Genomic DNA, 22,448 nt, shown 5'->3' on the forward strand with positions numbered 1-22,448 from the left:
TAATGGAAAAGCATGTAGTCCTTATACTATCCTACATATTAGGTTCAATACCGTTTAGCTTAATCATTACAAAAATAAAAGGGATAAACTTAAGAGAAGTAGGTTCAGGAAACATTGGCGCTACAAACGTTGCAAGAACAGGAAATAAATGTCTTGCTGCTCTGGCATTACTTCTGGATTCCTTAAAAGGATTCATCGCAGTTTATATAGCACAACAATTTTGTGATAATAACGATTTTTATATATATGTATCTGCAATTTTAGCAGTTTTAGGGCACATGTTTCCTATTTGGCTAAAATTTAAAGGAGGTAAAGGAGTTGCAACAACTCTGGGAGTGTTGATAGCGTTTAACATACCTGTGGCATTAGTGTTTATATTTGCCTGGATAGTGGTATTTTTTATCTTTAGATACTCTTCTCTTGCTTCTTTGACTGCTACTTCAACGGTTGTAGCATGGTCCTTTTTTTTTCAGAGGAATTTGTTCTTAACATTACTAGTTATAGGAACACTAGTTTTTCTCAAGCACTACAAGAATATTATGAATCTTCTGCAAGGCAAGGAACATAAATTTTTATAATTCATGTGCTGACCCTGTTGCTTCTTATATTATCGATGTTTGGGTCGGTTAATTTTCCTGGATTAATATATTCAAGATTTTCTATTGTATCTACTACATTCTGTTCACTACAATCCAAGCTAAACAAATTTCTCATTAAAGGTATCTTGATTTCTTGAATAAAATTAGAAGTTATTTGGTTACTGCTATCATCTGACTTATCCCAGGCATTGAGGATTTCTTTATGATTCTTCTTTTTTTGCAGCTCTTTCTTAATAAACTCACATGCCTCATCTTCTGCACATATTCCAATTCTATCTTCTACAAGGTATTCTACTCTAATACCAGGGTGTATTCCTTCTAATGACTTTAACATTGCACCAATAATACCAGTAAAGCAGGTTTCAGGAACAATTGTTCCTTTAGCATAGTTCATGGCATACATTAAAGACTTTACTAACTCTTGCCTTTTTACTGCAACTGATTCACTATCTCCACTATTACAAGCCTTTAGAACCAAATATAAAATTTGCCCCCCCCCCCATGAGTCCAGAAACATGAACTTGTTCATCATTATTGCACCATTCATTAAGAAAGTTAATAAATTCTTTTTTATTATTGTTTCCAAGCTCTTTTTCCCCTTCTACGAACTTAATAAACTTAACAAATTCATCATTATGTATAACACCATTAGGTTCTGGTATCTTCTCACCATATTTATCTTTTAGTGTATTAATACTGTCAATAATGCTATCATTTGCCATATGAGGCATCATATGTTCTTTCATAGCATTTATTACATTTTTTGTACCAACTAAATTCTCATACAAACCATCGGAAAGTAGCTTTAATGAAGCTTTAAGTAAGGCTATAGGGTTAAGTGTTGCTGGCCTTGTTTCGGGCTGCAATAGGATTATTCCAATTGCCAACGGTATCGGCGCCAGCAGCCAAGCTAATATTAAAGACTTAGAGAAAAAATAATAAATTGTTAGCCCAGCAATACATGAAACTGCGATTGACTTGATTATGTTACCTTGACCAAATATTTTCCAATATTCTTTATTACTTATTTTTTCCCCACCTTTTATTTTTTTATATCCAAGAAATGTTTTAATTTCTGTATCATATAGAGTAGATACTAAGCTAGCTATTATCGAAGTAGGAATGGTTACTATAGTTAACGCATAATAAAAAGATAAATAGAGAGCAATTCTAACTTTACTGGAACCACTGCGAGGAAATTGTATTTGAGAGATACCTATCATAGCTTACCTTCAACATCATTACGCTCTAGTAATAGCATAGTAATTTAAAACGTCAATGTTTAAGTATCTTATTATCCGCACACTCATCGTATTCGATCTCGACTGTAGAGTGTGCTATCTCGAACCTATTTAGTAGTATTTTTTTTATCTCATACAAAATATCAGTGTGTTGTGCATCTTGCTTTACTTTGGCATGCATGGTAATTATAAAATAATTATCAGACAGTGACCATGCATGTATGTGGTGCACATCTATCACTTCAGATAATTCTGATGTGATCTTACTTTTTATTTCCTCAGTAGATATCCCTTCAGGTGTGCCTTCAAGAAGTATGTGGCAAGAATTCTTTAGAATTTTGTAGCCACTATTCAAAATGATTATACTGACAAATACCGATAAAATCGGATCCACCATTTGCCATCCAGTAAACATGATAATTATGGATGCAAGTATAGCAGCTACAGAACCTAAAATATCTCCTATAACGTGTAGTACAGCACTTTTTATGTTTATATTGCTCTCGCATTTACTATGTAATATAAAAAAGACTATAATATTAGAGATCAGGCCAAGTGTAGCAATTACTAACATTACTTTCCACTCAACATTTACCGGAAAAATAAATCTTTTTATTGACTCAATTATAATGATTACTGCAATGAAGAATAAAGTTAAACCATTAACAAATGCTGCAATTATCTGCAACCGATGATACCCGTATGATCTTTGCAAATCAGATTTCTTAGCTGAAAATTTGTGTGCTAACCAGCTTAAAACTAAGGCAAAGAGGTCAGTGAGCATATGCCCTGCATCTGATAGTAGAGCAAGCGAATGTGAAATTATTCCACCTACTATTTCCATAAACATTGTTATCGCAACTATTATTATGGAATAGATTAAGCGCTTGGACTGTGCTGCTGAGTGTTTGCCGTTATGCACTGCTGTCATATAAAATCTTTTCATGAACAAAAACGTGGGTAACACTGGGTTCGAACCAGCGACCGCTTGCACGTCAAGCAAGTGCTCTACCAACTGAGCTAATTACCCATCGTGGTTTTAGTATAGTGCTTTGGTGGAATGAAAGTCAATTTGCTTTTAAATTCTTACCCTATCCTAATGTAACGTTAGAATTTAGATTTTTTTTGTGGTCAAGCTATAGAGCCTATAGCTAGTGCAGGTCAGGTTTTCCTACGTCATACCGCGATTCATTCGCGGTATCTCAGCATAGATTCCGCTAACACGTAGCGGAATGACGAGTTCATAGCTTACCAAATTATCGGTAAATCTAAATTGCTTTAGTTATAGCTATATCTTATATTGTTCATATTAAATTAATTACTTATATTTCTTCACTAAGATATAGATTATACCAATATGAAAATTCACACTTTTTTAGTAGAGATCACCTTATATTTGAAGAGTTAATAAATTAGAGGTTAGAATTATGACAATCAATCAACAAATAAATAAAAATATAACTAAAGAAGAATACTTTAACAATAACGGCAAAGGGTTTAATTCGCCACATGTTGTAGAAGTTAAAGATTTAAATATTAAAGTAGAAGTTTATTCTCATAATTTAAGAGCAAGTAAAATTGCAACAATTGAAAGTGAGATAAAAGAAACAGCTACTAGTTTTAAAGATACATTCAAGTTAGAACACAGCAACTCAGAACAAACATTTAAAATTTATATGTTTGATGACAAGGATGATTACACTCACCTTGGCGGAAGCGAGCGTTTCGGTTCTTACCTTGGAGATGAGGGTGGTAAATGTTACTACAAAGGGGAAGCTGATGTTTTTGCTGAAATGTATGTCTATCAGCAAGGTGGCGTTCATAACCTTCAGCATGAATTTGCACATGGTTTAACTTACTTGGCTACAGGAGGTAAGCACCTACCTACAGTATTAATGGAAGGAATTGCAGATTACTTTGAGCATCACTCAGATCATAAATTCAATTCTCAAGGATCAAGTATCGATAAAACTGAAGCTGCAAATTTGGATTTAGATAAAATTTTAAGTTTAGAATATTCAAAGGACAGCGAAGCAAATAGCCTGGTTTATAAAACAGGTCATGCGTTGATAATGTACTTACAGGAAAAAGATCCTAGTTTATTAAGAGACTACCTAGATGCTTTACGTCAAGGTAACTCAGATGAGTCAAAAAGTTTCTTGAAAGACATAAAAGGACATGATGCTGACTTCAAAAGTTGGCTTGCTGAGAATGATACAGAAACTGCTATGGAAGAAATTAATGCCCTACAAGTTACAAAAGGAGATTTTATAGCAACTGGTCAAGAAATAGTTGGTGGAGAAATTAAAAACATATCCTACTATAAAGCAAATATAGAAAAAATAGATGGAGAAAACGTTGGAAGTTTTTCTCCTGTAGAACATGTGTCGTTTTATGATTATGCTCGTGCTGTTAATAGGGCAACAAATGATAACCTCGATATATCAAAGGAATATCATTTCTTAAAGGCAGTAAAAACTGCTGATGGGCAGGTTAAGCTGACTTACTCTGACCAACAAGGTAATGAATATCAAAACAGTCAAGAGTATAAAATGCAAGCTTTAAGGATGCTATCAAAATATGGTGAAGATCTAAGAAAATCTTACTCTAATGGGAAAGAAGACTTAGAAAAAACACGTGCGAGCGAGCTAGAAGACTTAGATAAGCAGAAGGATATAGAATATGATGATGTGTTGAAAGGCCTGCGTGAACAGGAAGAAACACAGCATCATGATGCATACGAGCAACACAAAAGAGGAGAGATCTCTTATGAGAAATTTGTAGAAAAATGCAATTCAGCCAGCACTAATTATTGTAATGAAGATAAGAGATTATATAGTGCTACACAAGACAAATATACACAACTGAAAGATGCAATACTAGATAAGTATGAAAATTTAAAAAGTACCTTGCTTGATAAAACCATAAACACTGGCTTAGAACAAGTAAAAGCGACTAAGAACATCGATGTAGAAAAGATGTTAGAAGAGATGATCAATATCGATCCAAACTTAATCAGAGGTACTCACATTAATCTACAAGAAGGTAAGATTTTTTCTATGCAAGCTCATGGTCAAGGAGATATGGGTGCACTGTCTATATATGACGGAAATACAAAGCTTGGAGAATTATTGAGCGAATCAGGATTTTTTAAGCAAGTTGAAGGCCAAACTAAAGAAACTTTTGTTTTTGAGGACATATTGCACAACTTAAATGTTCAATATGATGGTGGTGCTTATATGGCGGTTACAAAAGAAAATGGTCATTATAAAGCTTCTCTGATAGATGGCAGAACAGTTGAACGCGATGAATACTTTGATGAAGCACATTTACATGAAAATGAATTGTTGCATCCTAGCACTGGACACATCCAAAAAGATTTAGATTCTCTGCTCCTTAGAGGTACCAAAATTTTGAATCATCAGGATTCAAAGCATGCACAATATTCTGATGAGCAAAAGGCAAATGGAGTAATCGTGGAAAAAGGAAAATTACTGGATAATAAGGGAACAGATAGGACAGACGACGATGTATACGAAGCGGTTGTAAAGCAAGGAGACGAGCGCTTACATGAATTCAAAAATATGGGCTTTTATATTACCGAAGAGGTGAAAAATGAAAGAGGTGAAATTACAAATGGAAGTAACTTGTTCATTCATGATCACGGAAAAAATGTGCGCTATGAGTTACCTGAAAAAGTTACTCATCTAAAGTTAGTGCAAAAGGATGGACAATATAAGTTAGCACCATCTGATTCTGAAGGGAGAGAGTATAATGGCATACCAGATGAATATAGATATATAGATCCAATATTTGCACATGAATATGAGAAGAGAGATTATTCCCATAAACATGTAAATGTGGGCCTTATAAACTTAGAGAAATATGGCTCTGGCAAACTTTTTGCTATAAAGTACGATCCAAATGATTACCAAATACAAAGAAACTCTAGCGGTGAAATAGTTAGAATAAAAGATCAAGCATATTTCACTAAAGTAAAACTATTTGATGGTGATACTGATGAAGAAATTGGAATGTTATCTAATAATTTCCATAACTTCAAAGGGAAAATATTCTTTTCTGCTGATTATAACTACAGTTATAACGACTTCCTCGCATCTGTTTCTCCTCAAGTTGAAATTGAGGACATGGGGAATGGAAGTAAAAAAATAACTTTCGATCAAGGTGATGGTGATATCGGTGACACTAATAGAGGCTACACGGACTATCAGAGAATATTCACAAAAGAGAAACAAACCGAAAGTCCAAAAGGGCAAGTAAGTGAAACTAAGACAGAAGTTGATACATCACACATAAGTCACAATACTACTAATGTTATTGCACAAGCTGCTGAAGAGAGAACTGTATCAAACGACAATAGTGAAATGCAGTCTGATCAGCCAATTCCATCACAAAGTTTAACAAGAACGAAAAGAACAGCTTCAGTGGAGGAGAAAGAGCAAGAACAGGTAGTATTAAAAGACACAATTCTCAAAATAGAAAAGAGTCGCGAGCAGGACTCAGAAGGGAAGCACAAGGCAAATGTAACCATAGATTATAATGATGTGAAAGCCTTGTATGATAGAGCGGAAGGAGCAGAAAAGCAATCTGTGTTAAAGTTTTGGCACAAATTGGCTGAATCAGGATATAAGGTTGGTGCTTTGCCGGAAGACAAATACTATTTTGAAAAAGGCAAATTCGTAATCCACGATAGTGGCACAAAGAAGCTTATAGTGTTACCTGAAGATAAGGTGTCCATCAAAATAATGAAGGATGGTGATAGTTATAGTTTAGCTATATCAAGTGGTAATGGCAAAGTAATAAGCAGCATTAGTAAAATAGATAATCCAAATTACGAATTGCTGTCAGATTCAAGTCATTTCAATTTAGGGGAGCAAGATAATATTGTATTATCAGATCAACATCACGAATATAATCTTTATCTAGAGAATGGCTTTGTGAAAATGTTTGATTACACAAGCGACCACATTTATCACGACCACAACTCAGCCTACATCTAATACATACAAGGAGGCAAGTATAGCTGACCCAAGCAACACGTCATGGCTTTGTTGCATCGCTAGCTATGATGGATTAAAGATAAAAAAGATGGAGAATATCAGTAGCTTATTATTCTGGTATTTATAACAAGAACGGTCAGTGAATACCTAAATTTGAGTAAAAGAAATTTCACTACCACTCACTAATCCGGCTAAAATTCAAGAATTTCAATGCTTTAGCTATTTTCAATAGAATTAAGTTTATTAATATAAATAATAAATTACTATTCTTAAATTTGATCAGATTGATTGCAAAAAAACAAGATTTTCAATAGGTTGCTTATAATCCTAGCTATAGTTAGCCTTTCATAAGTAGCGATGCAACAAAGCCACACGTCATACCGCGATTCATTCGCGGTATCTCTTAGCCGCTAACAAGTAGCGGGATGACAGCAGTCCTACGTCATACCACCGCGAACCGTCATACCGCAGCGGTATCTCTAGATCCCGCTAACAAGTAGCGGGATGACGGTTGTCAGGCTAGCTGTCATCCAAGTAGCCCCTTCGGTGTCATGCGAGTAGCCCCTTCGGTGTCATCCCAGTGCCCAGACACTGGGATCTAGTTAAGTTGATGAGCATAAAAGTAGCCGTTTTATATTAAAGTACAACGTTTCTGATGATGGAAAAATGGATCCCAGTGTCATGCACTGGGATGACAGGAGAGGGGAGTGGGATGACAAGAGAAGAATTCTAAAATGAAAAGTTTCAAGGAAATCTTATGTAAAATCTAGCATTAACGAAAATTATACTATTTTCATGCATGCTATGGTTTTTGTAATTAATGGAGGGTGATATATCGGCTAGTTTAAAATTTGAAAGCGCTGTAGGAACAGCAGCAACAGATTTAAGTCATGTTAAAATTATAACTTTAGCAGATAAGAAGGGTAATAAATATACTTTAGACGTAACAGGAGATGATCTTAAATTGGAATATACACCAGATAAAAAACCTGCAGTAGAGTACAAGGTAGATGGTTTAGCAACAGCTCTTGGAAGTTTACTTAGTACAAAAGATAATAATAAATCAGTTCTAGTGGGTACATTAGGAGAATTTCTTGGTAGCTCAGACAAAGCAAAGTATGATGGTACAAATGACCAAACAGCAAAGGCGTTCTTAGGAGGTAAAGGGCTACAAGGAGCAGATGGAGCTCAAGGCCCAAAAGGAGAGAAAGGAGAGAAAGGCCTACAAGGAGAGAAAGGCCTACAAGGAGAGAAAGGGGATCCAGGAAAAGATGGTAAAGATGGAACAAGTCCATCAGCTGCTGAAATAGCTGCTGATCAAGCCTTACAAAAGCATATAGCAGCGATAAATATAAAAAGTCCAGAATTTAAAGAAGCTGTGCAAGAGGAAATGTCACAACCGTCCTTTGACATTCCACCAAGTGATGATGCTGCACTTAATTGGACTGGGTAATACAGCAAGTAGTCACGCTACTTGGATAACACCTAACACCCCACAATGTCATTCCAGCGCGTGACGCTGGAATCTAGGAAAGTTTGCTTGTAAGCAAGCAAACTTATTTGGTGAGTATAAAAGCATAGCTAACGCGAGCTCTACGCCATACCGCCACGGTATCTCTAGATCCCGCTAACAAGCAGCGGGATGACGATTGTCAGGGTGTCATCCCAGCGCCTCTCTATAATGTCATCCCAGTGCCCATACACTGGGATCCAGATTGGACACTAAGTTGGTGAGTATAAAAGCATAGCTAATGCGAGCTCTACGTCATACCGCCGCGGTATCTCTAGATCCCGCTAACAAGCAGCGGGATGACGATTGTCAGGGTGTCATCCCAGCGCCTCTATGATGTCATGAAAGTAGCCTCCTTCTCCTGTCATCCCAGTGCTTGACACTGGGATCCAGATTGGACACTAAGTTGGTGAGTATAAAAGCATAGCTAACGCGAGCTCTACGTCATACCGCCGCGGTATCTCTAGATCCCGCTAACAAGCAGCGGGATGACACCTCTCTTGGGCTCTTTTAGCTACAAACATTAAGAAATTTACCAAACGAAAAAAAAGGCAAAAGAAGCCCCGTGGTGCGAGTTTTGACTCTATATTACTGTAAGTGGCGCTGTAATAATGTGCTAACGCTTAAAATAAGCGCGATTTGGCTGAATGTAGAAAAAATTTAAAAGACATGCAGCCGCTATAATTTTATGTAATCCGCCAAAAAATACCCTAAGTTTTTTACTGAATTTTGTCATTGAGCCTGCAGGTCAAAAACAAGTTTTGAGTCAGAAATACCCTTAATACTATAATAAGGGGGTTGGCGGAGTTTGTCAAGGAAGTTTTGCATTTAATCCGTTTATGGCTTAGGTGCCGGCCAGCTACTTGACTCCCGGCTGGGTCGAATTTGTATAGCTACATTGTCGGTAAATCTAAATTGCTTTAATAATTTTGATTGAAAAATAGTTTTTCTATTATATAAATGCTACTTTAGGGTAATCAAAATGGAAGACGATAAATATAGCCTAGGTTTAAGAGTTATCCATTGGTTGATGGCTGTTTTTATTATTGGTATGCTTTGCTCTGGACTTTATATGAAAAGCTTACCACTTAGCAATGAGATTAAGTTCAACATATACGCTATTCATAAGGCTTGCGGTATCACTATTCTTGGACTAATCATAGTACGCATATTTTTTCGCGTCTTTACTTATGTTCCACGACTTCCAGCAAATTTTTCTCGATTTGTAATCAATGCAAGTAAAACAGTACACTTTGGTTTATATTCTTTAATGGTGCTAATGCCACTATCTGGCTATGTTATGTCTTCTGCTTCTGGCAAAAAGATCAAGTATTTTTTTCATATCCCTTTGTTGATTAATCAAAACAAAGATCTAGCTAACACGGCTAATCAGCTACATTCGATGCTTGCATGTTTTATGGTACTCTTTATAATCTTGCATATACTTGGCGCTTTGAAACACACATTTATAGATAAGCAAAACATTTTTAAACGTATGATATAGGTTATATGTTAAGTAGCCTCTGGAAAAAAGGAACAGATTTTCTTGGTAGTGAGTTTGCGATAATGGGTGGTGCTATGAGCTGGGTTTCAGAGAGAAACTTGGTTTCGGCAATCTCAAACGCTGGTGGTTTTGGTGTAATTGCATGTGGTGCAATGTTTCCAGACCTATTGAAAAAAGAAATCATAGAGACACAGAAATTAACTAACAAATCATTTGGTGTAAACCTAATTACTATGCACCCAAAGTTGAGTGAGTTGATAGATGTGTGCATTGAAACGAAAGTGAGCCATATAGTGCTTGCTGGCGGATTACCAACGAAGCCTAATATAGAAAAAATCAAGAGTGCAGGCATTAAAGTTATGTGCTTTGCACCAGCATTAAGCCTTGCGAAAAGGTTAGTAAAAATGGGAGTAGATGCGTTAATAATAGAGGGAATGGAAGCAGGCGGGCACATAGGGCCAGTTAGCACTTCTGTTCTCGCACAAGAGATATTGCCTCATTTTAAAAATGAACAAATACCAGTGTTTGTTGCAGGTGGAATAGGAAGAGGTGAAATGATAGTTAATTACTTAGAAATGGGGGCAAGTGGCTGTCAAATAGGTACATTATTTGTCTGCACTAATGAGTCAATTGCCCACAAAAATTTTAAGAAAGTGTTTATTAAATCAGCCGCACGTAATGCAATACCTTCTGTACAGATAAGTGCTGATTTTCCTGTAATTCCAGTAAGAGCTATAGCCAACAAAGCAAGTGATGATTTTATGAAGCATCAAAAAAAAGTTATTGATGAATACCAAAAGGGACAGATCTCAAAAGAAGATGGGCAGCTTGAAATAGAAAAGTTCTGGGCTGGAGCTTTAAGAAGAGCAGTAATTGATGGAGATGTTGAAACGGGATCTTTAATGGCCGGTCAAAGTGTTGGCATGGTTGATAGGGAAAAGCCTGTAAAAGAAGTGATAGACATATTAATTCAACAGGCAAACAATTATATTGAAATGTAGAAGTAGAAGAGCAAATAATTATCCATAATACGGCATAATTGCCCAGTTTTAATGTAAAATTAACGCTAAAAAGGTATCTATACATTTTATTATGTATGGAGAAGTCTATGCCAAGTTCTAAAAAAGATATTAACCAACAATTGCGCGACACTATATACAAAAAGGTAACAAAAAAAACACATAGTAATCAAAGTCCAAAAAAAAATGGAGATGGAACTATCGCAAAATGCATAGAGTTGTTCAACAAAGGAGCTGACCCTAACGTATTAATTCAATTAGAAAAATCACTGAGAGAGCAAGAAAAATATCAAAAATACTATAATTATTACACCGAGAAATTTCTTCCAGCATTGGAAGTAGAAATAACAAACTCAAAAAAACTAACTACAGCAAAAAGAACGGAAATAGAAAAAATAATTATGGAACTAATAACTTTAGATGTTGTTAGCAAGAGCAGCAGTGTAAGCTCAATACCAAGTGCTGTTAAAGAAAATATTGAAGATCAAATGCAGCTAGGACATATTGAAGAGCAAAACAACACACAAGAAACACCCTTGAATATAGCTGAGAAAAAAAGTGGTGATAATAAAATACTTAGTAATTTAGGTATTACAGAAGAAATACTTGAAAAAGATAGCAAGGTTGTGGAAGAAATAAAGGAGCATAAGCAGACTTCTGAACTCAGTAATGATAATGATTCAGATAGTAGAATAGATTCACCTAGAAAGAGTGAAGAAAGTTTGGAATTACCAGTAAGGAGCAGTATAAGCTCTACTGAAGAAGATAGTAATCCACAAAAAGCAGAAACTGAAAATAAAGTGCTGCTAGAACAGACCACAGAAAAAAAGCCAGCTCAGGTGTCATACCAGTGCGTGACACTGGGATCCAAAAAAAAAGAAAATATGGACCCAAGTGGTCAGGCTACTCAGAGGACAGGTAGTCAGCCAGTGAAATCTGAAGAACAAAAGGACAAAAAAAATACCATTACAACCATGCAGAAACCTCCTGTGAATGAGAAAAAGGGTGAAGATACTCCACTTAAACAACCCAATAACAGAAATCTTCACGTTGCACTTGTAGCAGGTTGTGCTCTCTCTACAATAGGGTGCATTGTTGCAGGAGCAATGACATCAGGACTGGTAGGAGCAGGACTACTTGCTATGGCTGCAGTGTTTGCTATAGCAGCAGTAGCTGAATTGCATTCAAACTTCCTATCAAGTAAATTAACATCCATTAATGTGGAACCTCTTGTTGATGATAAAAAGCTTACAGCATGTTCACATCTGTAAAAATTAAATATGTGTTACTTATAGTGGATAAGTGAATTCAGTTCTTGCCTATTGATATAAAAGTTGTTATATTTGAGGAATATTTAAAGGGTATTTAGTTGATGCGCATTCAATTGAATAAAGTTTTGGTTTTTATAGCCTTATTAAGTTTCATTTTTGCATCATATTCTAGCGAAGCTTCGGTGAGTGATGAATTAAAGGATGTACAAGAAACAGTAAAAGATTTTATTTCTTCATTTTCAATTAAAGATACTGTAGAAAATATGAGTCCTTCAACAATCATAGGGTTGTGTATAGCTGCGGTGATACTTGCAGTAGTGTTCAGAGGTCTAATCTTTTTTATGATAATGTTTGGTGTACTGATCATGATGTTTGGTAGTACAGAAAAGGCAACAGACTACTTAAAAGAAAAATTTAATTTTGCAAAAGATATAAAATTACAATCCGATAGCGAAAAAAAAGATAAAAATTAAGATAGTATTTTTATCTTTTTTAATTATCTTTATTGAATACGCATATGCAGCTAAAAGTACAAGCAATTAACTCTAAGTTTGAAAAAAAGAACAACTTAGCATTACTAGAGAGCATTGATTTAGATTTCATTCCTTATGCTTGTCATTACAATGAAGAAACTATACTAACAAAACAGGGAGAGTTGTTAAAAATAATCAAGTTAGAAGATTATTCTTCTGTTGATAATTACAGCGACCTTAGAACTGAAATTAGAAAAAGCATATCAAAAAATATTAATAGCCTATATTTTACCGTTTGGATTCATACTGTCCGAAAGCGCAATAAATTGAGCTTAAAATGGAATAAAACTGAAGACTTCTCTGATAAGCTACATTCAGCGTGGTTTGATAAACTCACTGATAGTAAATTACAGTATATAAATGAATTATATATTGTAATATTGTTTAGCGATTTTGGTAAGCATACTAATAATTCATTTTTTTTTAATAGAATAAAGAATAAGCATAAGCTGTCTTTACAAGAAAGCCACCAGGAGTTGCAAAAGATAACTGACTTAATTCACGATGATTTAGGACCTTTTGGAGCTAAAAAACTGGGTCTAAGATTTAGTGAAGGTAAAATATATTCTGAAATGATAGAATTTCTCCACTATATTGTTACATTAACGCACAAAGATTATCCAATACATGAAAGGGACCTGTCGCAATATATTAGAAATTTTAAAATAGCTTTTGGTTTCAATACGTTTCAGACAATCTTTGAAAATCAACAGAAATTTGGCTCTGTTTTCAGCATAAAGGAATACCGAGAAATCTCCTTAGGCAATATAGATAGGTGCTTGCAGCTTGAATCTGAATTTATCATTACAGAAATAATGATATTTACTAGTAATAGTAAGGCAATAAAAGAATTTAATAAACAAATTAACATGCTGCAAATTAGTGAGGATAATACCTTACTTAAAAGCTCAGGAATTGAAGAAATAATAGAGCTTGAAAAGACCTCTAGTCTAGACTTCTGCCAACAGAAAATTATTTTTACAATATTTGCAGACGATAGGAATAAGTTAGCCGAAAATATTAGTGATTTATCTTCTATAATGTCATTAATTGGCTTCATGATATTTAGAACTGATCTACATATGGAAAGTCATTTTTGGGCACAACTTCCGGGCAATTTTACCTTTATTACACAACCGAAAAATATATTAGCAAAATATGCTTGCAGTTTTGCTATGCTGCATGATTTTACGTCAGGTACATTAAAAGGAGGAAGGTGGAAAGAAGCGGTAACAGTTTTTTTCTCAAAAGAAGGAAATCCTTACTTCTTTAATTTCTATGGAAAAAGAAATAATGGCCATACTACGATACTTGGAGCTCCAAATTCAGGCAGAACTTCACTCATTAATTTCCTATTATCAGAATCAAGAAAGTTTAACCCAAGAATTGTCATATTGGATAACACTGGAAAGTCGATAATTTTTACTAAAGCAGTGAGTGGTAAATATTATATAATCGATCCGAAGTATAAGGACAAAAGCCTAAAATTTAATCCACTAAACATTGAAGATAGTGCTTCCAATCGCAATATGTTGGTTGAACTGATCAAAAGAATGGTAGCCGATACGAGCTTGGTGGACGTAGAAGAAAAGATAAGAAAAATTGTGGATTCTATATTTGCTATACCCAAGGAGTCACGTTCTATTGCGCAAATTTCTGAGGTGCTTTTGCTCCTCGGGGGTAAAATAAGTAGATGGTGTGACGGTGGTGAGTTTGCTTACTTATTTCAAGATGGTAATGAATCAGATATTGACTGGGAAACAAAAATTATATCTCTCAACACCGCAAACCTCACAAAACGAAAAGAATGTATGTCCGTGATACTTTACTATTTTTTATATTCTTTTGAGGCAAAATGTGATGGCTCGCCTGCAATACTTGTTTTGGATGAAGCATGGGAGATAAGTAATATCTTTCCTACAGAGAAAGAGTTTGATAACTGGATGCAAAGAATGACGGAACTAAATGTTGTAGTAATCCTAAGTACTGAAAACTTAAACCTCGCATTTGCTAGCAAATTTACTCAATATTTAGATAAACATGTTGATACAAGGATCTTGATGCCAAACGTCAATGCAAATAGGTTATACATGAAAGCATTTTCTTTATCGAAAGAGGAGCTGAATATAATTCTGCAGACGCCAACACAGGAAGGTTTATTTTTGATAAAGCAGTATAAAGGGTTAGTAACTTTAAATTTAGATTTAAAGAATATGCAAGAAATACATGTACTTTCAGCTAACAAAGAGACGATAAAGTATATGTACGAGGCAATAAAGGAAAAAGGAGAAGAAGTTAATGAGTGGTTACCGGTGTTTTATGAGAAGTGTAAAGCTTAATTTCTTATTGATGTTCTTTTTGATACTTGGTCTTTCGTATCAAGGATATGCTGATTGTCCGAATTTTGTAACGAGTAATACTTGGTTCGAAGCAATAGTTAGCGGAGATTGGGTAAAAGAAATTAAAGTACAAGCAATAAAAGATCAAGGAGTTGATGGCTATTTTAATCCTAAAATTAGAGTATGTGCTTATGATGGAAAAAGTTATTGTTATGACTTACAAAGCGGGGAATCCTGCCACCAAATATATGGAACACAAAGTACAGGTGGGGGTGTTTCTGCTGCAGCTTTTATTGACTGGGAAGGGGATAAAATGCTGAATGGTGGAAAAATTCATGGACAGGTGACACGGGGTCTTGAGTGGGAATGGGCAGATGGTGTTACTGATGAGGAAAAAAGAAGATTCGCTAACTCTCCTAAAATATGCGCTTGCAGTCAAAAGGGTGCTTGTATATCAGGTATTTCTGCATGGGTTTCTAGAGTTTTTTTAGGGGAAAATATCTTTCGCCCTGGAGAAATGGAAAATGTTTGTGATACTTGCTATCAGGAAAAAGTAAAATGTGCCCCTGTGCCACTTGCACCTGGCCCCCCTCCGTTCTGTGAGCAACTTGCGATGTCACCTCCACAAGTTAGAATTGTTCCTATAACAGATGAAGACAATGATTACTTTAACCCTAAAGTTAAGGTAATCATTGGTGATCTGAAAGGAGGAGACGGAGAGATTGGAGAAAAATTAGATTTCCCTAAAGGGTATGGAGAAGATAAAGCTGAGTGGCGCTCTATTTTAGACAAAGATGGCATCACGTACTACTTCAAAACTTATAGAGAAAAAGATAAGCTCTGCGCTGAATACCTTGGAACTCAAAGTATAGATGAAAAAAATCCACAGTTCGTCCGCTGTTTCCCGGTACCACCTACTCCAGAGCCTGAAGTAGTAGAGATAGTAAAAAGTAACACGCCTGGAAAACAGAGTAACACGTTAAAGATAAGAATGAAGATGAGTGAGAACACTTGTACTTATGAAGCACGTGGAACCTACAGCAATGGTTTATGTACTTTTAATGTTAATGCTGGTTCTTCTACAAACATTGGCCCTCTATCTTTAAAGGTAGTAAAACCGAGAATAGTTAAAAAAACAACTGATAGTAATAACGAAAAAAGTTATATTGATAATATTATAGAAGGTATATTAGAAAGTAATCCGCAACAATTTAAAGTTCTGAAAGAATATGACTATGTTCCTGATATTGAAACAGAATGTAAAGAGTTTCAAGGAAATAAATGCAAATTGAACAGCTTAGGACAACCAGAAGTAGAAATAAAATATAAAGAAAATTCTAACAGTAGAATGCTTTGTCTTTCTGGATGGCAGCCAGAACCAGAAGAGTTTGTTCTTGAAAGAGAAAATAAAATAATACCACTAAAATTAATGGGAACAAAATATATTAAATACAATGCTGTTTATTCAAAGGAATCAAATCGGTTCTATTATCTTCCAAGCAAGGAAAGGGAAACAGTCGACCTCTTAAAAATAAAAAGACTTCAAGATCAGTTGGATAAAATAATATTTAATAAGCAAGGGTATGTTTTCTTCCCTGACGACAATAAACAGGAAAAGGGGAAATGCAGTTACTGTGTAAAAAGAAATGATGAGATAGACAAGGCATTTAAATCTGGTAAAGGACTGAAAGTAGTATACAAATTGACGGATGTAGAGCATAGAGAAAAATGTAATCAAGGTGATGATGGTTGCATCTGCTCTGATGGAAAATGCAGCCGTTCAAAACAATATTTGAATAAAAATGAAAATGATAAGCCATTCTACTTAAGGTATGAGGAAGTGGATTGTAAAGATAAGGATGGTAAAGTATTAAGAGATGAAAAAAATGAAGTACAAAAGTGTACACAATTAAAAGATCAACTGATTAAAGCAGATAGAACAGAGGTCTTTTACGCTGATAAATTGTGTAGGTTCGATTTAGAAGGTCTCAAAAAGAAATTAAAAGAAAAATTAAAAGAGATAATCAAGGAACAGCTGAAAAATAAGAAACCAGATCTTGAAAAAAATAATGAAAAATCCTATGATCATGAAAATAAAGATGTTTATACAGATGACTTATCAATAAAATTTGATCGTGTTGAAATAGAAGCGTGGGGAAGTGGTGAAGCAGGTCATATAAAAGATACACCTATTAACTGCGAATCTTCTGTATGTTCCACTGAAAGTAGAGCAGGAATGCCAGGCGATTATATTAAAGCTAAACTGAAAATTGACCCTAATTATCCTGTAATTAAGGTGAAAGTTACAGAGGGAGGGGGTAACCAGGAAAATAACTCCTCAGATAAGGACGGAGGACCTATTTTTATAAAAATGTGTCGTTCAGACAAACAAGATTGCAAGCCATTAATCACTGTTGCAGGTGGAGGTATGTATAGAACATATGGTCCTGAACGTACAAGTTATCGGGACACAATAATTCATGAACCGAGTTTAGAGTTAGAAAAAACAGTCATACCAGCAAGTGCATTGAAGTCTACTGAAGATAATAAAATAACATATATAGAAGATGGTCAAGTCAAGTATGAAATAATAGAGTGTGGAAGTGGTTTGAGAAGCAGTAAACCTGGTGCAGGTGGTTGCATTTATAAAAGCAAAGAAATTTATGGTAAAGGCTCTCCAGGGTATGTGAAGATTAGACCTATTATAAAGGAATTTGACAAAGAAGAAATAAAAGATGCTATTGAAAAAGTGACAAGAGATCTATATGATCTTGAAGCTATGAATGATTTTTCGACGAAGGACCTTAATGTGAATATAAGAGAGAAAGTTGAAGAGGAAATCAAAAAAGAATTGTTAAGGTAAAAAGATATAACTCTGAAAATTATGCTCTCGTTTTAATAATTAATTAAAGTAAAGCATGTAGTAAATGGTGTATCTTAACAAAAAGGTATAACGAATGTAGGAGGGTGCTTTATGTCTCTAAAGAATAAAATTTCTGAGCTAATAGAACAACAATTTAGCATTAAATACCATGACAATTATTTGGCTACCACTATACATAAGTGGGCTGCAAATGAAATATCTAATTCTATTGCTTTTTGCATAATTGGTTGTGGAAATTGCAAGATTGGATATTAAGATGTTGCAAATTCATTCAACATAACAAAAGAAGAAATTGATCAAGGTAATATTGCAAGCATAGAAAGCAAAATAAAAAGTGAAGCTGAAAAATCAGGTAGTGAGTTTCTTAAGTTGATTTCTAGAATGGATCAATCGCTAAGAGAACAAAGTGAAAAGTCTATTGTACAAATTTTAAACTCATCTGCTGAGGAGATGTTACAGAGTTTTTGTGACAGCACTATATGGCAAAATAATTCTCCAGAACCTCAAGAAGTTAGTGCAACTCCTGCTTCATCTGAAGAGTCTGCTACAGAAGGTCCGGAAACTAGTGTTAATCCAGATCCTTTATCAACCTAATCAACCCCATATATATGTTTTTTTTGTACCCATGCTTTACGTTTTGGGGTGGAAAGAAAGCACCATTCTTCGTTGCATTTTTCTATTTTCATTACAACGAACTTGTCTATTTTCATAGTAATCTTGCTGTCTACACTCTGTTTTTGATATCCATAAGTATCTTCTTTTATCATTGCGTGGTGCTTATCACTAAGCAGATTGCCTTTTATCCATCCGCAGTCTTCATCTATATCGCAGACCTTTTTCCAACTCTCAAACTCTTCTATCACTTTCAGGGGCAGATTTTTGCAAGTGTATATCCATTTTACAGGATAGTGAAACCCTGGCCCTGTTCTCATGTTGATTTTGTTTGACTTTGTTGAAACAAAGTTATTAGCAAACAAGCTATGACTAAATAATAAAAACAATAGGATAATAGTACTGAACCAAGATCCCAGTGTCACGCACTGGGATGACGTGAGGGATAGTGTAACAGACTTATTCATCATAATTCACGATTAGATTGACATAAGATAAAGAGTAAATTAAAAATTGAATAGATCTTTAAATGCAAAATCAATGCCTATAGAAATATTAATGCCTGCTCTTTCACCGACAATGAGCAAAACTGGAGGAAAAATTGTCAAGTGGCATAAAAAAGAACAAGACAAAGTTGAAGTAGGCGGCGTAATTGCTGAGATAGAGACTGATAAAGCCATAATGGAGTTTGAATCTATAGATGAAGGAGTTTTAGCAAAAATTTTAGTAACAGAAGGAACAAGTGGCGTGCCTGTAAATCAACCAATAGCTTTAATGCTGGAAGAAGGAGAAGATGAAAGTGCACTTAACAACTATACTTCAACTTCCATCAATAGTGCAGTTAAAAAGGAAGTGACAAAAAGTGCTGTTGATAATCAAAAATCAGAACACCAAGATTTAAACGGAAAGCCAACAAGTCATTCTTCGGTGTCATTCCAGCGCGTGACGCTGGAATCCAGAAGAAAAGAACCAGTGTCAGCTACTCAGATGACAGAGGGTTATGTAGAAGGTAGAATAAAAATAAGCCCATTAGCTAAGAAAATAGCTCAAAATGAAGGGGTTAATGTGCAGCAATTAAAAGGTACAGGACCATATGGTCGCATAATTAAGGCTGATGTGTTGGAGTCTTTAGGTAGTGGTACACGCATTGAAAGTCGTGAAAGGCCCGAGGAAGATACCATGGTTGAAGTAAGCAATATGCGCCAAGTGATAGCACAGCGCTTAACTGAATCCAAACAGAATGTTCCACATTTTTATTTAACTGTAGACTGCCAGGTTGATAAGTTAATATCGTTAAAAAACGAGATTAGCTCAGCAGATGAAAATAACAAAGTAACAATTAATGACCTAATCATAAAAGCTGCAGCTTTCAGCATGAAAAAATTTCCTGATATAAATTCTTCGTGGATAGATAATAAAATACTTAAATACTCGAATGTAGACATTTCAATCGCTGTGGCACTTGAAGATGGGCTAATTACTCCTATAGTAAAAAATGCTGATAAAAAGGGTATTTTATCTATATCAAAAGAAGTGAAAGATTTAGTAAGCAGAGCAAGATCTGGAAAATTAAGGCCAGAAGAATTTCAAGGAGGTGGGTTTACTATTTCCAATTTAGGAATGTTTGGTATAAAAGCCTTCAGTGCTATAATCAATCCGCCGCAATCTTGCATTATGGCAGTTGGTGCATCCAAAAAACAACCAATTGTTATGAATGAGAAAATAGAGATAGCAGAAATAATGACAGTAACACTTTCTGTTGACCATAGAGCAGTTGATGGAGCATTAGGAGCAAAATTTTTAAATGCCTTTAAGCATTATATAGAGAGTCCTCTGGCGATGCTTATTTGAAACCTATTAGCATCGTTATTACAAAATTAATACCTCTAAGTTTATAATTCTACTAGTTAATAGGCTTAGAGGTAAAAAAATGAATACTACAGTAGAAAAAAATAATCCAAAAATTTTTCCTAAAAATGAAGGAAAGATTAACTCAAAAGGCATGGTTGCCCCACCGGTACCACCAAGAGCACCAGAGACCAAGTTATCGTCGCAGAATGAGTTAGAAAAAATAGTAAAGCTTAAGAAAGTTGCTCCACCTGTTCCTCCGAAATCTTCCCAAGCTAAATTTGCTGGAATAAAAGCGATTTTTGAGCGAAATGCATCTCATTCCCAAGCAAATGATAGTAATAAAACAGTAAGTAGCAATCTTGGAAGAACATTTGGCCCAACAATGCAAAAACTCATGAAAGACAATATTCATAGCACTTCTAACAAACAACGCCGTGATTCAGGGGATAGTGGTATCAGTGATGTTAGTAGCAGTACTCTTGATAAAAAAGCTAAAGCTTACAATCCACTTGATTGGAATCCAATCTATCAAGGTAAAAAGCGCTTTAGCTTAGACAATATGTCGAGTAATTCGTCTTCATGTAGTGAAAAAAGCAATATTTCAGATATAAGCGATAAGTCTAATAATTCAAACATTGTCAGATGTAATATTACTAGGAGTAACAGTAAGGAAGACCTTCGTAAACCTGATGCTTCACATAATGACAAATCTGCAGGTAAAAAATTATCTAATGTCAACGTAAGCGAATTAATCAGAAAGTTTGAACAAGGTAATAACATAGTAAAGGGGCGTTAATCAAATATTACCCTATCTTTGTATATGCAAAGGTAGGGTATCTTTTCAAAATATTATATCCTTTATAGCTTTGTTAATTTTTGATTCCTTCTCTGCAAAAGCAGCTTCTAGAGAGGTTTTAAGTTTTTCCCATTCCTCTTGACCATTTAGAATTAAAGATTTATATTCATTTTCAATTTTTTCCAATGCTCTTTGACATGAGGAATCTAACTCCTCATACAAATCAGTATTTACTGATTGCAGTATTACCAAAAACGAAAACAAATTTGGAGCAGGTAATTCTTCTCTTGTGTAATTCAGAAGACACAGCTTTATTTTTTTTACGCAGTATTCTATTGTTTTTAACGATAGTAAAAGGCTTTCTGCATAAAATATAAAACTATCTACAATCAAATTTTTTGACTTTTTCGGTAATTTAATATTTTCAAATAGTTCTTTTGTAAATTTTTCTATCGGTTGCTTCGGTAAATGTAAAGAGAGATCAGTAAAAGATTTTAGGTCAAAATTTGGTCCAAGTATCGTGCTAATGGCTTTATGCACATTGCTCTTATCTTTACTTACAGAAATAATGAAAACCAGCCCCTCCACATCAAGCATATACTTTATAGATTCCAAAAAATCGACAACGAATTTAGGGCGGCACACATCAAGATTATCCACCATTATATAAATGTTTTTGTCTTTTCTAATTCTATTAACTACTTTTGCCAATTGTGTTTTAAAATCCTTAATGTTTTCTTCTCTTCTTTGAAGAGTATTCAACTCTCTCAGTACAGAACCAATATCTTTCCTATCAGCCTCTTTTGTAGCGTCAAGCAATACGGAAAGCATAGCAAGTGGAGATTTACTGATCAGCTTTCCTAGTGTGTTTAGAGAAAATAGTTCTTGGTTTATGTTCTTGAACTGTTGTATAACGCTTCTTTTTACTTCATACGATGCAAATAAATCTTCAAATAGAAAATTTAAAAAAGAAGGAAGTGGTTGATCCAGTGCATTGATATCCCATGCGTTATAGTAAGCTGCAATTTCATTTTGCTGTTTTAACTCTTTTACCCACTCTTTCAGAAAAAACGTCTTACCCCATCCGTCATATCCTTCTAAAGATATTATTGTAAAAAACTGATCAATCGTTTTAATTATAGTGTTGAATTTGCCTGAAAATTGCTTATAGTTTAGACGGTCATTTTCCCAAGCCGCCACTTGAAGTGGTGGCGCTGTTTCTTTCTTCTTGAACGTTATTAACGATGCAAGTTTTTTTAAGCACATAC

The 22,448-nt window shown here is 34.8% G+C and carries 18 protein-coding genes and 1 tRNA gene; 13 read left to right on the plus strand and 6 right to left on the minus strand.

Annotated elements, in window-relative coordinates; translation table 11 throughout:
* Positions 1-2 precede the first annotated feature (2 nt).
* A complete protein-coding gene (gene plsY, locus ABWU38_RS08155) occupies positions 3-578 on the plus strand; it encodes a glycerol-3-phosphate 1-O-acyltransferase PlsY (RefSeq protein WP_253309423.1) in 576 nt (191 codons plus the stop codon).
* Between the two features lies 1 nt (position 579).
* Here the strand turns inward: plsY and ABWU38_RS08160 are convergent, their stop codons facing one another.
* From ABWU38_RS08160 to ABWU38_RS08175, 4 genes are all read right to left on the minus strand, one after another.
* The gene (locus ABWU38_RS08160; protein WP_265016554.1) at positions 580-1,077 is read right to left on the minus strand and encodes a hypothetical protein; all 498 of its coding nucleotides are present in this window, start codon (positions 1,075-1,077) and stop codon (positions 580-582) included.
* Positions 1,058-1,822 carry a hypothetical protein gene (locus tag ABWU38_RS08165; protein WP_353272805.1) on the minus strand — a complete coding sequence of 255 codons (765 nt, stop codon included), beginning with the start codon at positions 1,820-1,822 and terminating at the stop codon, positions 1,058-1,060. Before ABWU38_RS08165 ends, ABWU38_RS08160 begins: the two co-directional genes overlap by 20 nt.
* Positions 1,823-1,874: 52 nt before the next feature.
* A complete protein-coding gene (locus ABWU38_RS08170) occupies positions 1,875-2,771 on the minus strand; it encodes a cation diffusion facilitator family transporter (protein ID WP_264687861.1) in 897 nt (298 codons plus the stop codon).
* 26 nt (positions 2,772-2,797) lie between these two features.
* Positions 2,798-2,870 (minus strand) — tRNA-Val (locus ABWU38_RS08175).
* 397 nt (positions 2,871-3,267) lie between these two features.
* On the opposite strand from ABWU38_RS08175, the gene ABWU38_RS08180 reads away from it, so the two are divergent.
* The 10 genes from ABWU38_RS08180 (at position 3,268) to ABWU38_RS08225 (ending at position 18,515) form a co-directional block, all read left to right on the plus strand.
* Positions 3,268-6,861, plus strand: a complete 3,594-nt coding sequence (locus ABWU38_RS08180; protein ID WP_353272806.1) for a peptidase M2 — start codon at positions 3,268-3,270, stop codon at positions 6,859-6,861.
* 820 nt (positions 6,862-7,681) lie between these two features.
* Positions 7,682-8,314, plus strand: a complete 633-nt coding sequence (locus ABWU38_RS08185) for a collagen-like protein (protein WP_353272807.1) — start codon at positions 7,682-7,684, stop codon at positions 8,312-8,314.
* 1,039 nt (positions 8,315-9,353) lie between these two features.
* Positions 9,354-9,875, plus strand: a complete 522-nt coding sequence (locus ABWU38_RS08190; RefSeq protein ID WP_253307207.1) for a cytochrome b — start codon at positions 9,354-9,356, stop codon at positions 9,873-9,875.
* A gap of 5 nt (positions 9,876-9,880) precedes the next feature.
* Complete coding sequence (locus tag ABWU38_RS08195; protein ID WP_253307206.1) at positions 9,881-10,876, plus strand: NAD(P)H-dependent flavin oxidoreductase; 996 nt, start codon at positions 9,881-9,883, stop codon at positions 10,874-10,876.
* A gap of 107 nt (positions 10,877-10,983) precedes the next feature.
* Positions 10,984-12,165 carry a hypothetical protein gene (locus ABWU38_RS08200; RefSeq protein ID WP_253307205.1) on the plus strand — a complete coding sequence of 394 codons (1,182 nt, stop codon included), beginning with the start codon at positions 10,984-10,986 and terminating at the stop codon, positions 12,163-12,165.
* Positions 12,166-12,266: 101 nt separating this feature from the next.
* Positions 12,267-12,638, plus strand: a complete 372-nt coding sequence (locus ABWU38_RS08205; RefSeq protein ID WP_187297371.1) for a hypothetical protein — start codon at positions 12,267-12,269, stop codon at positions 12,636-12,638.
* Between the two features lie 44 nt (positions 12,639-12,682).
* Positions 12,683-15,037: a type VI secretion protein gene (locus tag ABWU38_RS08210; protein WP_353272808.1), complete on the plus strand. Its 2,355-nt coding sequence runs from the start codon at positions 12,683-12,685 to the stop codon at positions 15,035-15,037.
* A complete protein-coding gene (locus ABWU38_RS08215) occupies positions 15,018-17,900 on the plus strand; it encodes a hypothetical protein (RefSeq protein WP_353272809.1) in 2,883 nt (960 codons plus the stop codon). Before ABWU38_RS08210 ends, ABWU38_RS08215 begins: the two co-directional genes overlap by 20 nt.
* A gap of 111 nt (positions 17,901-18,011) precedes the next feature.
* The gene (locus ABWU38_RS08220; protein ID WP_265016560.1) at positions 18,012-18,176 is read left to right on the plus strand and encodes a hypothetical protein; all 165 of its coding nucleotides are present in this window, start codon (positions 18,012-18,014) and stop codon (positions 18,174-18,176) included.
* Between the two features lie 126 nt (positions 18,177-18,302).
* Entirely contained in the window at positions 18,303-18,515 is a 213-nt protein-coding gene (locus ABWU38_RS08225; protein ID WP_253307210.1) for a hypothetical protein, read from the plus strand.
* Here ABWU38_RS08225 and ABWU38_RS08230 read toward each other — a convergent pair.
* Entirely contained in the window at positions 18,512-19,003 is a 492-nt protein-coding gene (locus ABWU38_RS08230; RefSeq protein WP_264687854.1) for an SH3 domain-containing protein, read from the minus strand. The genes ABWU38_RS08225 and ABWU38_RS08230 overlap by 4 nt on opposite strands.
* A gap of 70 nt (positions 19,004-19,073) precedes the next feature.
* Here ABWU38_RS08230 and ABWU38_RS08235 point away from each other — a divergent pair, with 70 nt between their 5' ends.
* Together ABWU38_RS08235 and ABWU38_RS08240 are read left to right on the plus strand one after the other, a co-directional pair.
* Positions 19,074-20,384 (plus strand): pyruvate dehydrogenase complex dihydrolipoamide acetyltransferase, encoded by a 1,311-nt coding sequence (locus tag ABWU38_RS08235; protein WP_353272842.1) that lies wholly within the window; start codon positions 19,074-19,076, stop codon positions 20,382-20,384.
* A gap of 79 nt (positions 20,385-20,463) precedes the next feature.
* Positions 20,464-21,180, plus strand: a complete 717-nt coding sequence (locus tag ABWU38_RS08240; RefSeq protein ID WP_253307212.1) for a hypothetical protein — start codon at positions 20,464-20,466, stop codon at positions 21,178-21,180.
* Between the two features lie 45 nt (positions 21,181-21,225).
* Here ABWU38_RS08240 and ABWU38_RS08245 read toward each other — a convergent pair whose 3' ends face one another.
* Complete coding sequence (locus ABWU38_RS08245) at positions 21,226-22,446, minus strand: P-loop NTPase fold protein (protein ID WP_253307213.1); 1,221 nt, start codon at positions 22,444-22,446, stop codon at positions 21,226-21,228.
* Positions 22,447-22,448: the final 2 nt, after the last annotated feature.

The sequence above is a fragment of the Wolbachia endosymbiont (group A) of Urophora cardui genome, assembly GCF_964028435.1.
GTDB lineage: Bacteria > Pseudomonadota > Alphaproteobacteria > Rickettsiales > Anaplasmataceae > Wolbachia.

Bases quoted from the DNA above. Each gene is read 5' to 3' on its own strand.
- plsY (WP_253309423.1), top strand. From the start codon at position 3: ATGGAAAAGCATGTAGTCCTTATACTATCCTACATATTAGGTTCAATA.
- ABWU38_RS08165 (WP_353272805.1), bottom strand. From the start codon at position 1,822: ATGATAGGTATCTCTCAAATACAATTTCCTCGCAGTGGTTCCAGTAAA.
- ABWU38_RS08170 (WP_264687861.1), bottom strand. From the start codon at position 2,771: ATGACAGCAGTGCATAACGGCAAACACTCAGCAGCACAGTCCAAGCGC.
- ABWU38_RS08180 (WP_353272806.1), top strand. From the start codon at position 3,268: ATGACAATCAATCAACAAATAAATAAAAATATAACTAAAGAAGAATAC.
- ABWU38_RS08185 (WP_353272807.1), top strand. From the start codon at position 7,682: ATGGAGGGTGATATATCGGCTAGTTTAAAATTTGAAAGCGCTGTAGGA.
- ABWU38_RS08190 (WP_253307207.1), top strand. From the start codon at position 9,354: ATGGAAGACGATAAATATAGCCTAGGTTTAAGAGTTATCCATTGGTTG.
- ABWU38_RS08195 (WP_253307206.1), top strand. From the start codon at position 9,881: ATGTTAAGTAGCCTCTGGAAAAAAGGAACAGATTTTCTTGGTAGTGAG.
- ABWU38_RS08200 (WP_253307205.1), top strand. From the start codon at position 10,984: ATGCCAAGTTCTAAAAAAGATATTAACCAACAATTGCGCGACACTATA.
- ABWU38_RS08205 (WP_187297371.1), top strand. From the start codon at position 12,267: ATGCGCATTCAATTGAATAAAGTTTTGGTTTTTATAGCCTTATTAAGT.
- ABWU38_RS08210 (WP_353272808.1), top strand. From the start codon at position 12,683: ATGCAGCTAAAAGTACAAGCAATTAACTCTAAGTTTGAAAAAAAGAAC.
- ABWU38_RS08215 (WP_353272809.1), top strand. From the start codon at position 15,018: ATGAGAAGTGTAAAGCTTAATTTCTTATTGATGTTCTTTTTGATACTT.
- ABWU38_RS08220 (WP_265016560.1), top strand. From the start codon at position 18,012: ATGTCTCTAAAGAATAAAATTTCTGAGCTAATAGAACAACAATTTAGC.
- ABWU38_RS08225 (WP_253307210.1), top strand. From the start codon at position 18,303: ATGGATCAATCGCTAAGAGAACAAAGTGAAAAGTCTATTGTACAAATT.
- ABWU38_RS08230 (WP_264687854.1), bottom strand. From the start codon at position 19,003: ATGATGAATAAGTCTGTTACACTATCCCTCACGTCATCCCAGTGCGTG.
- ABWU38_RS08235 (WP_353272842.1), top strand. From the start codon at position 19,074: ATGCCTATAGAAATATTAATGCCTGCTCTTTCACCGACAATGAGCAAA.
- ABWU38_RS08240 (WP_253307212.1), top strand. From the start codon at position 20,464: ATGAATACTACAGTAGAAAAAAATAATCCAAAAATTTTTCCTAAAAAT.
- ABWU38_RS08245 (WP_253307213.1), bottom strand. From the start codon at position 22,446: ATGTGCTTAAAAAAACTTGCATCGTTAATAACGTTCAAGAAGAAAGAA.